At 67.6% G+C, this 16,374-nt stretch carries 13 protein-coding genes and 1 pseudogene; 11 read left to right on the top strand and 3 right to left on the bottom strand.

The window, feature by feature from the left end:
- Together AC3WQZ_RS28435 and AC3WQZ_RS28430 are read right to left on the bottom strand one after the other, a co-directional pair.
- Positions 1–223 (bottom strand): annotated as a pseudogene (locus AC3WQZ_RS28435) (bifunctional D-altronate/D-mannonate dehydratase); the annotation flags it as partial.
- A gap of 19 nt (positions 224–242) precedes the next feature.
- A complete protein-coding gene (locus tag AC3WQZ_RS28430) occupies positions 243–1,007 on the bottom strand; it encodes a GntR family transcriptional regulator (RefSeq protein ID WP_011615407.1) in 765 nt (254 codons plus the stop codon).
- Between the two features lie 161 nt (positions 1,008–1,168).
- Here AC3WQZ_RS28430 and AC3WQZ_RS28425 point away from each other — a divergent pair, with 161 nt between their 5' ends.
- From AC3WQZ_RS28425 to AC3WQZ_RS28415, 3 genes are all read left to right on the top strand, one after another.
- Complete coding sequence (locus AC3WQZ_RS28425; protein ID WP_492301683.1) at positions 1,169–2,665, top strand: mannitol dehydrogenase family protein; 1,497 nt, start codon at positions 1,169–1,171, stop codon at positions 2,663–2,665.
- Positions 2,666–2,701: 36 nt separating this feature from the next.
- Entirely contained in the window at positions 2,702–3,721 is a 1,020-nt protein-coding gene (locus tag AC3WQZ_RS28420) for a TRAP transporter substrate-binding protein (protein WP_010809552.1), read from the top strand.
- Between the two features lie 62 nt (positions 3,722–3,783).
- Positions 3,784–5,652, top strand: a complete 1,869-nt coding sequence (locus tag AC3WQZ_RS28415) for a TRAP transporter large permease (protein WP_492301681.1) — start codon at positions 3,784–3,786, stop codon at positions 5,650–5,652.
- Positions 5,653–5,731: 79 nt separating this feature from the next.
- On the opposite strand, the gene AC3WQZ_RS28410 is transcribed toward AC3WQZ_RS28415, so the two are convergent.
- Positions 5,732–6,268, bottom strand: a complete 537-nt coding sequence (locus AC3WQZ_RS28410) for a response regulator transcription factor (protein WP_492301680.1) — start codon at positions 6,266–6,268, stop codon at positions 5,732–5,734.
- Between the two features lie 450 nt (positions 6,269–6,718).
- On the opposite strand from AC3WQZ_RS28410, the gene AC3WQZ_RS28405 reads away from it, so the two are divergent.
- From AC3WQZ_RS28405 to AC3WQZ_RS28370, 8 genes are read left to right on the top strand one after another with little or no spacing between them, the layout of a single operon-like run.
- Positions 6,719–7,861, top strand: coding sequence for a hypothetical protein (locus tag AC3WQZ_RS28405; protein WP_492298667.1), 1,143 nt, complete (start codon positions 6,719–6,721; stop codon positions 7,859–7,861).
- 38 nt (positions 7,862–7,899) lie between these two features.
- A complete protein-coding gene (locus AC3WQZ_RS28400; protein WP_136227771.1) occupies positions 7,900–8,976 on the top strand; it encodes a serine/threonine-protein kinase in 1,077 nt (358 codons plus the stop codon).
- A 38-nt stretch (positions 8,977–9,014) separates the two neighbouring features.
- Positions 9,015–10,313, top strand: coding sequence for a hypothetical protein (locus tag AC3WQZ_RS28395; RefSeq protein ID WP_492301678.1), 1,299 nt, complete (start codon positions 9,015–9,017; stop codon positions 10,311–10,313).
- Between the two features lie 51 nt (positions 10,314–10,364).
- Positions 10,365–12,443: a hypothetical protein gene (locus tag AC3WQZ_RS28390; protein WP_492301677.1), complete on the top strand. Its 2,079-nt coding sequence runs from the start codon at positions 10,365–10,367 to the stop codon at positions 12,441–12,443.
- 21 nt (positions 12,444–12,464) lie between these two features.
- The gene (locus AC3WQZ_RS28385; RefSeq protein ID WP_010811754.1) at positions 12,465–13,550 is read left to right on the top strand and encodes a hypothetical protein; all 1,086 of its coding nucleotides are present in this window, start codon (positions 12,465–12,467) and stop codon (positions 13,548–13,550) included.
- A gap of 59 nt (positions 13,551–13,609) precedes the next feature.
- Positions 13,610–14,476 carry a hypothetical protein gene (locus AC3WQZ_RS28380; RefSeq protein WP_058698649.1) on the top strand — a complete coding sequence of 289 codons (867 nt, stop codon included), beginning with the start codon at positions 13,610–13,612 and terminating at the stop codon, positions 14,474–14,476.
- The gene (locus tag AC3WQZ_RS28375) at positions 14,473–15,147 is read left to right on the top strand and encodes a hypothetical protein (protein WP_492301675.1); all 675 of its coding nucleotides are present in this window, start codon (positions 14,473–14,475) and stop codon (positions 15,145–15,147) included. The genes AC3WQZ_RS28380 and AC3WQZ_RS28375 overlap by 4 nt, the downstream gene beginning before the upstream one ends.
- Positions 15,148–15,159: 12 nt before the next feature.
- Positions 15,160–16,215 (top strand): DUF4438 domain-containing protein, encoded by a 1,056-nt coding sequence (locus tag AC3WQZ_RS28370; RefSeq protein WP_010811751.1) that lies wholly within the window; start codon positions 15,160–15,162, stop codon positions 16,213–16,215.
- The last annotated feature ends 159 nt before the right edge of the window (positions 16,216–16,374 follow it).

Raw genomic sequence — 16,374 nt, 5'->3', positions numbered from 1 at the left:
CCCCCCCCCGATACAGGTATTGCCAGATGTCCTCGAGGTTGCGGGGATCGCGCCCGATCAGGCATGGAATCACGTGCTCGTCCAGATAGGCCTGGACCGCCAGTTCCCGCCCGTTGAGCGTGGCATCGCCCAGGCCATGGACGCCTTCATCCGTCATCACCTTGACCGTGACAAAGTTGCGCCCCGGACAGGTGACAATGGTTTGTACCGATTCGATCTTCAAGTCGCCTTCCCCCGCGAGGTCAGTCAGTGAAATAGCTCTCCGGCGCCTGCTTGCGCAACGCCTGGAGGTGCTCGGTGATGTGGTTGATATGCGAAGCGACGCTGGCCCCGAGGCCCGCGACATCGCGTGCCGCCATCTGCGCCAGCATCTGCTCGTGCTCCTGCAGCGCGCGGCTGGCGTGGTCGGCCACCCGGCCCAGCAGCAGCCAGCGCACCCGGTCGAAATGCCGCTTGATGGGCTCGAGCATGGCCCAGACGTTGTGCCGGCCCGCAAACTCGAACAGCCTGCGGTGCATCAGCTCATCCAGCTCCGAGAACAAGTCGGTCTGGTTGCCGGCGACGGCGGCGCGCTGGCGCTCGACGATGCTGCCGAACTCCGCCAGTTGCTCGCTCGTGATGGACAGCGCCAGCTGCACGTGATTGGCGCATTCCAGCGTGCAGCGCACGAAGCGTCCCTCTTCGATCAGCGAAGTGCGCACCGGCGCAACGATGGTGCCGACCTGCCGGTAGATCTGCACCAGCTGCTCGTCTGCCAGCATGGCCAGCGCTTCACGTACCGGCGTGCGGCTGACCTCGATTGCCTGGGAGATCGCCGCCTCCGACAGCGCCATGCGCGGGGGCAGCGTGCCGCGCACGATGGCTCGCTGCAACATCGCATGGACCTGGGCGGTGTAGGAGCGGTCCTTTTCCAGCTGGAAGCCAGCCAGCGCACGGGTCAGGACCTCTTCGGCATTGAAGGCTTCCTGGGAATTTTCGCGGACAAGCGAGATACGGGAGGCGCGCATTTGGGGTCGGTTATTTGAGTGTCACTGCCATGGTAGCACGTCGCCATTTTCCCAATCGTTCGGCGTAAACCCGCATGGATTCACCAAATACTCGCGACTACAGTGCACAACACCGCCGCACTACCATGGCAGTAACCAGAGAAATGTGATCCTATATCGATATGCAGCCCATTTCCGCCACGGCAGCACGCCATCAGCGCCTCTCACAAGAAGCCCTTCTCAAGGTGCGTGCCGGGGTCGAGCGTCCTCGCTACGATCGCTCCGGCCTGGGCCGGGGCATCGTGCATCTGGGTCTGGGTGTATTCCACCGCGCCCACCAGGCGCTGTACACCGAAGCCGCCCTGGCGCAGGGCGATACCCGGTGGGGAATCATCGGCGTCAGCTTGCGCAGCCCCGCCACGGGCAACACGCTGCAAGCCCAGGACCATCTCTATTCGGTCACCGAGCGTCATGGCGATGCCAGCCACACACGGATCGTCGGTGCCGTGGTTGCGTCGCTGTATGCGCCACAGGCCCTGAAGCAGGTAATCGACGCCATCGCTGACCCGGCGGTCAGCGTCGTCACCAGCACCGTGACCGAGAAGGGTTACAGCCAGCTCCCGTCAACGACCGGGCTCGACCTCGGCGATGAAGACATCCGCCACGACCTGGCCAACCCGGAGCGCCCCCGCAGCACCCTCGGCATCCTTGCGGCGGGCATACGCCGCCGGCCGCGCGGCGCCCCGCTCAGCGTGGTGTGCTGCGACAACATGGCGGGCAACGGCGACACCTTGCGTCGGCTGCTTGCACAGTTCGCGGAACTGTCCGATCCAAACCTGCCACGGCGCATCGAGGACGAGATCGCACTGCCCAATTCAATGGTCGACCGGATCGTGCCGGCCGCCAGCACAGCATCGCTCGACCTGGCCAGCCGGCTGCTCGGCGTGCGCGACGAAGCCGCCGTCGTGTGCGAGCCCTTCACGCAATGGGTCATCGAAGACCGTTTCGCGGGACCACGGCCCGCATGGGAAGCCGGTGGCGCGCTGCTGACGACCGATGTCCGGCCTTACCAGGCAATGAAGCTGCGCCTGCTCAACGGCACCCATTCGGCAATGGCCTATGCCGGTCAGCTTGGCGGATTTTCCAGCATCGCAGACGTCATGGCGAATCCCGCTGCCGCCGCATTCGCGCGGGGCGTAATGCAAGACTTGCGCGCCACTGTTGCGGCGCCGCCAGGCTATGACGTCGACCGCTACTGTCGCGAACTGCTGCATCGCTTCGAGAATACCGCCCTCGCCCACCTGACCGCACAGATCGCGACGGATGGCACGAAGAAGATCCCCGTGCGCTGGCTGCCCGCCTTGCGCGAAAGCTGCAGCGCGGGCGTCGAACGGCCATTCCTTGAGCGTGCGCTGGCGATGTGGCTGCATTACCTGCGAACCGGCCGCAGCGACTGCGGGGAGGTACTTGCGATCAGCGACCCCGGCGCCGCGGCATTGGCCGATCGCCTGCGCTGCGCAGGCTGCGACGCCGATGCCGCGCGCCAGGCGCTCGGCCATGCCGCCGTCTTTGGCACCACGCCGTGGCCCGCGCCCCTTGCCGCCCGCCTTGCCGCTTACCTGGCGGCACTGGCAAACCGCGGCGCGGCGGCATTGCTGTCCATGCCGCCGCGCCAATAAGGCGCCAGATCTTTCAATACAGGAGCACACATCACCATGACCTTCTCCCTGACACGCCGCCAGTTCGGCGCCCTGGCCGCAGGCAGTCTCGCGCTCGCATTGCCGGTACGCCACGGCCTTGCCCAGGGCGCCGGCATCCGGCTCAAGTACGGCACGGCGTTTCCTGCGGACCATCCGGGCACACTGCGTATCAAGGAAGCCGCGGAGGCCATCCGCAAGGACACCGGCGGCAAGGTGGATCTCCAGGTGTATCCCGCCAGTCAGTTGGGCAGCGAGCCCGACATGATCTCGCAGACCCGCGCCGGAGCCATGGATTTCATGTCCACTGCCGGCACCAACCTGCAGACGCTGGTGCCGACCGCCGGCATCAACGGTGTCGCCTTTGCCTTCAAGGACTACGCCACGGTCTGGGCGGCCATGGATGGCGACGTCGGCGCGCACGTGCGGGCAGCGCTGGGCAAGGTCAACCTGCACGTGTTTGAAAAGTGCCTGGACAACGGCTACCGCAATATCACCTCGGCCAGCCGGCCGGTTCAGACCCCTGCGGACCTGAAGGGCTTCAAGATCCGCGTTCCCGGCATCCCGCTCTGGATCTCGATGTTCAAGGCGCTTGGCGCCGCGCCGACCGCCATTCCGTTCGGCGAGCTCTACTCCGCGCTGCAGACGCGGGTGGTGGACGGCCAGGAAAACCCGCTCGCCCTGATCCGCAGCGCCAAGCTGTACGAAGTCCAGAAGTTCTGCTCGCTTACCGCGCATACCTGGGATGGCCACTTCATCTTCGGCAACGCCAGGAAATTCCAGGCGCTGCCCAAGGAAGTGCAGGCGACCATCGCCACCCATTTCGACAGCGCGGCGCTGCGCCAGCGCGAAGACATCGCCAGGCTGAATGTCGATGCGCAGGCGGAACTGGGCAAGCTCGGCATCGCGCTGAACCGGCCCGATCCCGCGCCCTTCCGCCAGTTGCTGCAAAGCGCGGGCTTCTACACCGAGTGGAAGAAGAAGTACGGCGAGGAAGCCTGGGCCAAGCTCGAGAAATACGCGGGCCGCCTGGCCTGACGCCATACCACCACACTGAACGAGAAGCCGCGCCTCAGCGCGTGCCGCATGGAGACACGACGATGGAGCACACTGCCGAAACCTTAGCTGGCGCACCGCAGGAACCAGGCGCCGCCCTTGCCGTGTGGGGCCGCGCCATGCGCTGGGTCGTGGAGATTCCGGCCGCGCTGATCGTGCTTGCCGAGATCGCCATCCTGGGCGGTGGCGCCTTCGCGCGCTATGTCCTGCATGCGCCGATCCCCTGGACCGATGAACTGGCCAGCATCCTGTTCCTCTGGCTGGCGATGCTGGGCGCCATCATTGCGCTGCAGCGCAGCGCGCATATGCAACTGACCACCTTCATCAAGGACCTGGCGCCGGGCAGGCGCGCGTGGCTCGATGCCTTTTGCATGTGGCTGGTGGTGGCGTTCCTGCTGATGCTGGTCTGGCCGGCCTACGAGCACCTGAGTGAACACATCGAAGTCTCGTCGCCAACGCTGGAGATCAGCGAGGGCTATCGCTCCGCGGCGGTGCTCGCCGGCGCGCTGCTGATGCTGGCGACGGCCGTCATCCGGCTGGTCGCGCAGGCCGACTGTAAACGGGTTCTCGTCAGCGGCGTGGCGGTGGGCGTAATCGGGGCAATCTTGTGGGCCTTGTCCCCGCTGCTGGCAGAACTCGGCAACATCAACCTGGTGATCTTCTTCCTGCTGGTGCTGGTGGTATGCGTCGCCATTGGCGTGCCGATCGCCTTTGCCTTCGGCCTGGCCACCATGTGCTACCTGGCCTTCACCACCACGACCCCGCTGTCGATCGTCCCGAACCGCATGCAGGAAGGCATGTCGCACCTGATCCTGCTCGCCGTGCCGCTCTTTGTCTTCCTGGGCGCGCTGATCGAGATGACCGGACTGGCGCGCGCCATGATCAGTTTCCTCGCCAACCTGATCGGGCATGTGCGCGGCGGCCTGCAGTACGTGCTGCTCGGCGCGATGTATATCGTGTCCGGCATCTCCGGCGCAAAGGCAGCCGACATGGCAGCGGTCGCGCCCGCGCTGTTCCCGGAAATGAAGCAGCGCGGCGCCAGGGACGGTGACCTGATCGGATTGTTGTCGGCGTCCGGCGCGATGTCCGAAACGATCCCGCCCAGCATCGTGCTGATCACGGTGGGATCGGTCACCGGTGTGTCGATCACCTCGCTCTTCATCGGCGGCCTGATGCCTGCGGCCGTGGGCCTGGTCATGATGGCCTGCGTAGTCTGGTTCCAGACGCGCAAGGAAGACATGAGCACGGTGGTACGCCCTACGCGCGCCGTGATCGTGAAATCGCTGCTGGTGGCCCTGCCGGCCCTGGCCTTGCCCGTGATCATCCGCACCGCGGTAGTGGAAGGCGTGGCCACCGCGACCGAAGTGTCCACCATCGGCATCTTCTACGCAGTGCTCGCCGGCATCTTCGTCTACCGGCGCTTCCACTGGCGCAGCATCTACCCGATGCTGGTCGATACCGCTGCGCTGTCCGGCGCGATCCTGCTGATCGTCGGCTGCGCCACCACAATGGCGTGGGCGCTGACGCAATCGGGCTTCGCCGACGACCTGGTGAAGATCATGTCCGCCGTGCCGGGCGGCAAGACCGGATTCCTGCTGGTGTCGGCGCTGGCATTCGTCCTGCTCGGCAGCCTGCTTGAAGGCATCCCGGCCATCGTGCTGTTCGGCCCGCTTCTGTTCCCGATCGCAAAGATCGTCGGCGTGCATGAAGTCCACTACGCCATGGTGGTGATCTTCGCCATGGGCCTGGGCCTGTTTGCGCCACCGTTCGGCGTCGGCTTCTACGCGGCTTGCGCCATCGGGCGGGTCTCGCCTGACGTGGCCATGCCGCGGGTCTGGCCGCACATGGCGGCGCTGCTGGTGGCTTTGCTGCTGCTGACACTGGTGCCTTGGTTCTCGATCGGGTTCCTGTGAATGCAGTCTTTCGTGCACCCGTCGATGTCTGCCTGAAAAATCGTGTCGTCCCTTCCGGTTAGCCGATACCGGACCGCCGTCAGGTTTGGGCGCCGTCCGCGCCTCCAGCGCATGCCTGCATATAGCAGAACACCATCGCCGCGCGCGATCGGACACCGAGTTTGCAGTAGATCGTCTTGAGATACGAGCGGACGGTAAATTCGCTGATATGAAGCCGGCCCGCGATCTGCTTAGTCAAATAGCCCATGCAGACGAGTTGCACGATCTGCAGTTCGCGCACGGTCAACACGCTTCGCACATCGGGGACGGCGGGACGCGGCTCGCCGGCCGGCAGCGGCGCGGCCGCCGGCACGGCCACCGGATCAGCGATCAGGGCGTAATAGTTCCCCTCGAACTCGAACTGGGTAATCTCGCCTTCCCCGTACGCCCCCCCGCGTGGCGCACGCAGGCTGCCTACCTGCAGCAACCGACATCGCCGGCCGCCCAGTTCGACCTCGCAGACCTCTCTCCCCCAACTGCCCGACCGGATTGCCGCCGCCCCGTACCCGGCCGTGGGCAAATCCCCTAATGCGCTGTACGGTGCCAGCAGCGCGCCCCGGCGGAATCTGTGAAGCATGGTTTTTCCTTCTTGTCGTTCCGCCTGGCAACACGACGACGAGCGAACGGCACGCCGGATGCCCGCATGACGGCACAGCTCAACTGCCGGCTTCGAGTCCGCATTCGTATCCATGCGCGCTGACAGCGTTCCCCTGAGTCAGGCTGCAGTGCCCCCGCTGCACTTTTCCCTGACACAGGCCGCTCGAAACTTCTTTGTTTTGGCATATGGCCGGTGACTTTGCAAGGAAAAAGCGAGAGCGCAAGCAGGCTACCCCATTCCGGCTACGGCAAGGCGGCACGCCCCGCCTTGCGGGCCCGTTGTGCCGTACCCCGATGCGCCGGTCCTGTCGCGCCCGGCCGGTCGCGCGAATCCCGCCGTGCCAGAGGCATCGGGCGATGCGGCGGGCACCTCGCCGCATCTAGAGTGGCCATGACAGCGGCATGACACACGGCCGCGTGGAGGCATGCGATGAGCGACCAATTCGACAATGACCTGATGGAAGACCTCAGTTTGGACGAATACGCCAGTAGCACGGACTACGGCGACACGGCCGACGACGCCGCCGATCATGCCGCGCTGCAATCGGGCTTCGCGCGGACCGCATCCCCGTTTGACGAGGACGGGGGCGACGATGCTTTCACGGACGAGACAGATTCGGCCGATATGGCGGCCGCGCAAGACACCGACATCGGCGACCACATCGACCAGATGGCCGTATGGAACGCCTTCGAGGAAGAAGTAGCCGACGGCCTCGACGCCGCCGACGACGACGAATTTCTCGGCCGCCTGCTGGGCGGCCTCGGCCGCGCGGCCGGGGTGATAAGCCGCCAGGCCGGACGCATGCAGGGCGTCGCACGAAGGGCGGGCCGCGTGGCGGGACAGGTGGGCCGGGTGGCGCAGGCTGCTTCCCCCACCGCCAACGCGGCGGCCGCCCTTGCGCGCATGCTGGGCGCGCCGAACCTTGCGCGCGGCCTGCAAACCGCTGGCCGCCTTGCCGGGGACGTCAGCCACGCGGCGCGCCAGGCGCGCCGGCAGGCGGGCGCCCTCGGCACCCTTGGCGGCGGCACTCAGGACATGCTCGCGCAGATCAGCCAACTGCTCGCCTCGCAGGCCAGCGCGAGCCAGGGCATGGACGCGATGATCGATCTCTATGCCAACGACGGCATCGACGAGGCCCTGCCCGCAGCGGTGGCGCTCGCCACGCGAGCCGCCGCGCGCGGACTCGGCCTGTCAAATGTGGCGCAACTATCGGCCGCGGGCCGGCGGCAACTCGTGCGCGGCGTCGCCAGCGCGGCACGCGAACTGGTGCGCGCAGGCGGACCCGGGGCCACACGCGCCCTGGCACCGCTGGCGCGCGCTGCCACCCGCGTCGCACGCCAACGCCAGCAACCGCCGAACCAGGCCGCGCGGGCGCTGCGCCGTGGGCTGCCCCAGGCCGCGCGCCGCGTCGTCGCCAATCCCCGCATGCTCGATCGCCTGGCGCAACCCGCTCCCCCTGGGCCGATGGCCCGCCCCACAGGCATCGGCCGCGGCGTGCGCACCATCCGGCCGAGAAGACCCCGGACCTTCCACTTCGGCGGACCTGTGACGCTGACGGTCGCACCCCGCTGAGCCAATCACAACTTGAGCCGCACACCAAGGAGCACACCATGGACCGATTCGAGGCCGATGTAATGGACGAGCTGATGGATGAAGCCGCCGAGGGCCCCACTCGAGGCAGCGCGATGGACCTGATGCACGACGACGGGTACGACGAATCCGACGAGGGCAATGACAGCTACGACGAATGGGATGAAGGCGAGGACAACTTCGTCGGCCGCGTGCTCGCAGGCGGCGCGACCCAGTATGACGAAGGCGAGGACGAGGGCGATACCTACGAGGACGTGGACGGCATCGACTCCGTCGACGAATACGAGGCCGCCTACGACGAACTGGACGGCATGGAGGACGCCGTGGCCGATGCCATGGAAGCCGGTGACGCCGACGAGTTCTTCCGCCGCCTGCGGCGCATGGCGAGCGGCGCGGTCAATGTCGCGCGCCGCGTGGGGCAAGGCATTGGGCAGGCCGCGCGTGTGGTGGGACCGATCGCCAGCATGATTCCTCTTCCACAAGCGCAGTTGATCGGGCGCATCGCCAATGTGGCCGGGCGCATGCTCGCCGACGGCGCCGACGAGTATGAGACCTTCGACGAACTGGTGGATGGACTCGACGAGGATGCGATCGACGCCGCCGCGCCGGTGCTGGCCGGCATGGTGCTCCGCCGCGCCCTCCCCTCGGTCGCGCGCGCCGCGCCCGCCGTGCGTCGCGCCGCGGTGCGCGGCGTGGCCCAGGCGGTGCGAACGGCCACCCGCACCAGCGGCGCCCCCGCGGCACGCGCGGTTGCACGCGCGGTGCGCGCCACGCAACGCACAGTGCAGGCGCGCCAGCTGCCGCCGCGCGCCGCTGTGCGTACCGCCACCCGCACCGCGCAAGCCGTGGCACGGCGACCCCAGGCGGCGCGCCAGCTGTCGCAGCCGCTGGTGCCTGCGGCGCGCCGGGCCACGCCGCGCGGCCGCGGCGCGCAGGCCGCCGCGCGCACGATAGCGCCGTTAGCGCGCCGTGTCGCGGCAACCGGCCCGCGCGCCCAGTCCCGCAACTATGGCGGCCATGGCGTCGGCTGCCCACACTGCGGCGGCCGTCGCATGCATGTGCGTGGGCCGGTGACCATCATCGTCCGTGGCGCATGAATCGTCGCCAGTGACACCGATCGGAACGGGGGCCGGCCATGAACCTGCAGCGATTCCTGAGCGCAAAGATTCGCGGCCTGTCCGCGCGCCTGTCGCGGCTGGCCCGGGTCGACAACGCCTTTGTCGGACTGCGCCCGCAAGACATGCCCCATGCGCCTTCGCAGCAACATTTCGACACGGCCAACGCGCGGCTGGCCCAGGCCGAGCAACGCATCCGCGCGCGCTTCGATCAGATGATGCCGGACTGGCAGCAGAGGCCTGCGCAACGGGTGTTGATCGACGTGGCGCTGGTCGAGCGCGAACTTGACCGCGCGCGGCGGCTGTTCGGCATGTTCTACGAAGTGTTCGCGCAGCGGGGCACGAGCTTCGGCCCGTCGCTCGCCGCGCACGACGTCATCGCCGAAGACTGCTACCGCGCCGTTCGACGCGCCGCGCCACGCGTCTTCGATGGCCCGCTGCTCAAGCCGGTCTGCTACATGGAGCACGGCTATTCTCCCGCGACGATGCGCCGTGGCGTGGCGCTGTCGCGGCTGCTCGGCGAGGCCAATCCCTTTCCGCTGATCCGCATACCCTGGGACCGAGACCAGCCGTGGCAATCGGTCTTCCTGCATGAAGTCGCCCACAACCTGCAGGCCGACCTCGGCATCTGGAGGGAAAACCGCCAGGCCGTACTCAGGCGCACCATGGGCAAGACGCGCGATCCCTTCCTCGCCACCGTCTACGGCCGCTGGCACAAGGAGATCTTCGCGGACCTCGCGGCCATCCTGCTCGGTGGCCCGGCGGCGGCCTGGGGCATGGCGGATTTCCTCGCGCACCCCCAGCCGCGCACCATGACCTACCGGCCCGGCGGCGCGCATCCCACCGCCTACCTGCGTGTCTACCTGCTGGCCGAAATGCTACGCCGGCTCGGCTTCGCGCGCGACGCCGCACGGTTGTTACGGGTTTGGCAAAACCTGTACCAGCCCTCCGCCGGGCACCGCATACCCGCCGCGCTGATGCTGAGCGTGCCGCGCATCGTCCCGGACGTCGTCGACGAGATTGCGTTCCAGACGCGCCGCAACCTCGCCCAGCGCGCCCTGGCCGACATCATTCCCTTCTCGCGTGACGACGAGGCGGCCATTCGCGAAGGCGCGCGGCTGCTTGCGTCCGAACGTGAAACCGGACTGCCTCCCCGCCACCTCGTGAGCGCCGCGCACTACGCGATAGTGGACGGGCGCATCCCGCCGAGGCGCCTCGCGCACTGCGTGATCGGCCAGCTGAGCGCGCGCATGGCCTCGCGACGCCCGCGCGCAGCGCCGTACGAGCCGCAGCCTGCGCTATTGCACCTGGTGTCGTAGGCGCGCACGACAACACACGCATCACGCCGTTCAACGCAACAGAGGATCACCATGGCCTATCCCGCGATTCCCCAACCGGTTCCGTCCGGCTCCGACGGCAAACCCATGAGCATCGGAAACAGCCAGCGGCTCGCCTTCGATACCCTGCTGCGGCGCGAACTGAAGATCGGAGATCCCAACGACGCCCAGCAGATCGCGAGAGCATTGCTGGACCGCTACCAGTCCGACGCGCGCGCGCAGGGTATCGGCGGCGAGGCTCAGGGACTGCCGTTCCTGAATACCGCGGCTCCACGGCCCTCGGCCATCGCTGCGCCGGAGGCGACCGCGACCAATCTGGATCTGGATCAGGCCCGGGCGGATGTGGAGCAGGATCTGCAGCAACTGATCGCGAGCAACCTGACCAAGGACATCCGGCCAGAGCTGGAGGGGTGGCATCAGACCCTGTCCCTCACCATCGACGATGGCGTCGCGGCGGCACGCCAGTCCCTCGACCCCTACAGCCGGGACCGGGCTTTCGCCGCACGGCGGCGCCTGGGCGAATATGCCAGGCTGGCGCGGATGGTGGGCGCGCTGTCCACCGAGCTGAACGAAAGCTATCGCAATCTCGGGCAGAGCCTCGACGAAGTGGCTGCGGTGCTTCTGGTGTTGATGGGCGAGGCGCTCGCCAATACAGGCTTCCAGGGCGGGCGCACATTACTGCGCGTGCCCTACTCTGAACTGCAGGCGCGGCGCGACCAGGTGCTGGTGTGCCTGCGCAATATGTCGGGCGTGGCCCAGGAATCGCTGGACCAGAACACGATGCCGCGAGGCCTGGCCGCCTATCGCGGCCTGCACGCCAGTCTCGAAGCGCATGGCCAGTCGGACCTGCGGGCACTGCTCCACGAAGCCGACCTTTCCCGTGCGATGGACGAAATGATCCAGCTGTGTGCGGGAGGCTCGAGCGACGGGCTGCGCCGGGTCGGCGCGACCGCATGGAACATGCTCGGGCGGTTCTCGCGCTTCGTGCAGGTGACGCTGCACCTGCCGGTCCGCGACGCGCCACCGCTGCTGGCGTTTCAGGACGCCTTGCAGTTGTTCGTGGACGGCTTCCAGGCTTCCGGCGGCCTGCGCCTCCTGCGCATTGCGCGTCCCAGCGTACTGATGTATGGCCTTTACGGAGGGAGCGGCACCACCTTTGCCGAGCAGCGTCTGATGAATCTGGTCAGTCTGCGCGGCAGATTTGCTTCGACCATCGACTGTGTCACCCGTTGCGACTGCGACCCCGATACGCTCAAGCTGCAGGTCCTGCTTGACCGTGTCCTGCACGATCTCGACCGCGCAATCGATCTCTACGCCAACGGCACCGAAGAGTTTGGCATGCCGGAACAGCGTGCCGCCGCCCACGCCATCTTTGCGCTGGCGCTGCGTTACCCCGATGTCTGGCTCGATGCCGCTGCACCGATGAAGGACATCACCAATCCCGACAACCCGACGGGCGCAATGCTGTCGGAAATGGCCGCACTGCTGATCCCGGCAGGGGTCAGCTTCGCCGCCCCGCAGGATCCGGTCATCCCCGCGCCCCAATGGCGTGTATGGGACAAGCACACCATTGATCACTTCGATCTGACGGGGCCGGCAGGACCGACACCGCTCGCCTGGCTGATGCATGGCGAGCTTGTGCTCCAGCTGCAGGCCGAGCGCGCACTGCGGCCCATCGTCGAACAGATGACATCCGGCTGCATTCCGGCCTCGGATATGCTTGCAGATGCGACGCTCGCCCCCATCTATCACAGTCCGCCACATATGGGGACCTTTGGCAATATCGGAATGCTGCCGGGATACCAGCGCGGCGCGTTGATGATGATCGAGCAGCGCGTGCCCGAGTGGCACCGGCGCAACCGCGACTATCGCGAGCACGCCCCGCAGATTCCGCCGCATCCGGACGGCTCGATCGATCGTATCGCGCACGAGTTGGGGGAACGGAATCGCCGGCGACTCCTTACGCCGGGCACGTCCGCCGTGCCGCCCGCCGCTGCCCCCGCCCCTCTCACTCCCGGTGCGGCTGATGCCTTCGACGGCACCGAAGGTACTGGCGCCGACGGTAGCGGAGCGGGCCCTGCGGGTCCCGACGGCGGCCCTGCCAAGGCCTGACCCCCGACGACGGAGCGCATCATGAACTTCCAGACCACCGAAACCATTCAGCGCCTGTGGGAGACCTTTCTGCAGGAGCAGCTGGCCAGCCTGCCGCCCGACCAGCGCGACGCCTTCGCCTCGCAGTTCGAGCAGCGTTACTCTGAACTGTTGTCCAAACCCAATGGCAGCGGGGAGGAAGGCTTCTTCGATCTGCTCGGCCTCGGTCCGCAGGGGGCAGTCGGCTTCGAGAAGATCGGCTATCCCTATGTACAGCCTGACTTCGACGATTCAATCATCCCGAGCCAGTTGCATGCGGCTGCCGAGCTGTACTTTATCTATCAGCACGAGCGCATGAAGATCTTTGAGGTGGTCGAGACCCTGCTGCGCTTGTTCCGCCTGGGGAAGATGCGCATCCAGCGCGGCCCCGGCGCGCGCGGACTCTATCTGCTCGAAAAATGGCGGCCACTGCGCTACACCCGGCAGGACCGCATGGTGGCCTATCGGCGCGCCTTCAACTATGGCACCGCGCAGGCCCCGGCCGGCGCAGTGGTCAACCGCAATTTCCATCGCCAGATGGTCGGCTTCATGGTGGCGATGGGCCAGTACTTCCGCGATCTGCTGATCGGCGAAGTCATCCGGGGCGGACAGCTGATCGACCAGCGTCCCTTCGGCAGCGTCGGCACCATCCAGCGCATCGGGCTCGACCTGCGCTATGCGCTGGACCGGTCTACCTACGGCAATATCTTCGCGCTCGCGATGGAAACCGGGCATTACCTGATCCAGGTGCTCAAGCTGCTGGATTCGCCCGACATCAAGAAGGCCTTTGACGCCAACACCAAGTGGGATGTGGTCGAGATCGTCTCGAATCGCTATCTCGGCGGGGTGGCCGAGCCCTCGCAACGGGCCAAGATGGCCGAAAGCGGCCGGCGGATCCTGCAGTTTGTTGCGGACAATGATTTCAAGACCGCAACCGATCCGATCCTGTTCCAGAGCGTGGTGCGGCCCATGGGCGCGCACGCGGAAGCGTGGGTCGCCGCGTACCGGATGACGCCCGAGGGCCGAGGATTCCCCGGCGTGACACACGCGCTGAACAGCGTGCTCGGCGTGCCGCAGGCTGCGGCCTGACCGTGGCGCGCCGTACATTTGCGCATCCCTGACCGCGGCTGACACGGAGACGCCCCGCCATGCATGCTGAGGACATGATCGTATCGGTACGGCAACGCAAGCTCGCCTGCATCCTCGATCCCGCGCTGGTGCTCGGGTCGCCCTGGGGGCCGAGCCTGGCGTTGCGGCTCACGCGGGTGCTGGAGCCCTGGCTCACGCGCGCGTTCTGGCAGGTCATCGATGCGAGCGAGATGGTACTGCCAGGCCTCTCGGCCAACGGCGCGGCACTGGACAGCGGCGGCGCCGTGCCGAGGCCGCTCGAACCCGCTCTGATTGCGTGGATCGCGATGCGCGACTGCACCGATGCCGCGTCGTGGCCGTTTCGCTGGGTCGGAGACAACGTGGCCGGTTCCCAGCTTGGCGACGCTGCCGACCATGCCGTGGTCGAGCGCTACGAGGTCCTGCTCGACGCCCTGCTGCGCCGCTGCGAGGGGGCAAGGCCGGCGCTCGGCCCAATGCCCTCCCCCTGGTGGGATCCGCTCGCCATCGCCCTCGACACGCTCGCACTCTCCGCCACGCTCGATGCCGCCATCGTGCTGACCACGCTTGATGGTGACGGCGCACCGTGGCCGGTGCATGCCCTGTGGCGAAGCGGCGTCGACGTGCGGCATCTGGACCCGCTGCCTTCCGAATCCCTGTTCGGCGCCGAGCGCTCGCTGCTGCGCGACGCACTGGCAGCGGCAGGAGTGGCCGGGCTCGCCGAACGCCTGCCCAGGCTGGCCGCGCTGCATGTAATGGCGTCGTCGCCGCACCATGCTTGCGTCGATGGCCCGCTGGTCGGGACCGGCCATCATGCCGACCCCTGGCAGCAAGCCACCGCCTGGTGGTATCCCCTTTGCCCCACCCCGGCGATCGGCACACCGGCCCCGCGAGGAGCCGAAGCATGAGCGCAGCAATCGACCAGTTCGTCGACGCCATGCTTGACGATGCCGTTCGGCACTGGACGCGCGAGCGCGGACGCGCCGGGGATGCCGACCCTGCCGTCGGCCGCAACGAATGCCTGCCGGCCTCGCGCGCCCGGCATCTGGCATGCGGTGATCTGGCCGCCGCCGAGGCCCGGCCGCGCGGGCAGCGTCCGGCGCTCATCGTCATCAATAACCTGCGTGGCCGTTGCGCCGAGCAGATCCTGGTCGAACGCCTGTGCCTGCGCGGCTTCGATGTGCGCAACCAGCTCCGCATCGGCCCGCGCAGGGGCGGCTCGGTGCTCGATCTCACGCCGATGCCGGCTGCCCCAAAGCGCCTGCCGGCAGGCCTCGAAAGCAAGCTGCTACACGCAACCGATTACCGCGACGCCAACGGACGGCTACGCCTGAGCCATCTTGCGCGACAGGTGGTGCGCGACGTGGACCAGGTGCGGCGCCATATGCGCCAGTCCCGGACCAGCGCCGTGCCCGGGCTGCCGCAGCGCGTGCGCCTGTTCTATCAGGTCAGCGGACGCGTGACCGATGCGGAGCTGCACCATATCGCGCACACCGTCTACGACGCCGTCGCGGCCGAGAACCGGCGCGCGCCGGGACAGCCGCAGATCGCCGCCACCGTGGTGCGCAGGATGCGATAGGAGATGGCACCCATGTCCCGCCCGATTCCGCTCGTCCAGCAAGCCCTGTCCCGTCCGGCCGGCCGCGACGGTGCACGCCCCGTTCCCCGAATCAATGCCGACGAACTCGTGGCGGTGTCCGTCCTTGGGCAGATCGCGCATCCCGTGGGGCGCGCCTCGCCCTACCGCATTGGCTACGACGGCGTGCCGCGCGTCCTGCCGGGTACCGGCGGCATCGTGGTCAATAAGCGCATCGGCGATCCTTGCGTCGGGTTGGCGGGCGACCATATCGAGCCGGGGGTCGCCCTGCACAACAACGGGCGCGAGATCGTCGGCCCACGCGACGGACCCAACAGCGCCCTGCTGACCTATGCCTGCGTCGGCAATCCGGCCCGTGTGGTCAACGGAGCGTGCGCGGGCCGGACTGGTGTGGTGACGGGCAAGCACGGCGGCGTCAACCACGTGCTGGTGGACTTTCCCACGGAGGTGCTGGTGCGCCTTTGCATCGGCGACCGCATCCAGGTTCTTTCGCATGGACTGGGATTACGACTCCGCGACTACCCCAGAATCGAAGTCCTCAACTGCTCGCCGCGCCTGCTGGCGCGATGGGGCCTGCTGGAGCGCGATGGCCAGCTCCATGCGCCGGTCACGCATCTGGTGCCGGCGCGCGTCATGGGCTCCGGGCTGGGAAAGAACAATGCATGGCGCGGGGATTACGATATCCAGCTGTCGGACCGGCAGGCACGTGAGCGCTACCGTCTGGGCAGCCTGCGCTTCGGCGACATGGTGGCGATCATCGGCGCCGATACGCGGCGGGGGCCGCGCTACGCCAATGACCGCGTGACCATCGGCGTCGTGGTACACGGCGACAGCACGGTCAGCGGGCACGGCCCGGGCGTGACGCCGCTGCTCACAGGCCCCGCCTCGCTGCTGCGGCCGCTGCTCCGCCCGCAAGCCAATGTAGCCGAAATCCTCGGCGTGCGGCGAGCCGCGCCGCCACGTACCCAGCTGACACTGCCGGAGCGCGACCGGCGCGTTCGTTGCGCGGTGCCAGAAGCGCCACCGCGGCTGGCGTTCGCCACGCGGTAGGGCGAAGGTTCTGGTGCAAATACGAAACGCGGGAAGGTCGCGACCCGGTTGTCGGACATCTCAGCAAGCGGAAGCATCGCCATCCAGGCGGCACGCCTCTGGCCGCGGCCGTGCAGGCGCTGCTGCCGCTGTGTATCACGCATGCGCCCGGCTACATGC

The sequence above is a fragment of the Cupriavidus sp. FW305-26 genome (assembly GCF_058787975.1).
The sequence above is the reverse complement of the archived record's forward strand: the minus strand, read 5'-3'. Positions and strand labels throughout refer to the sequence as shown.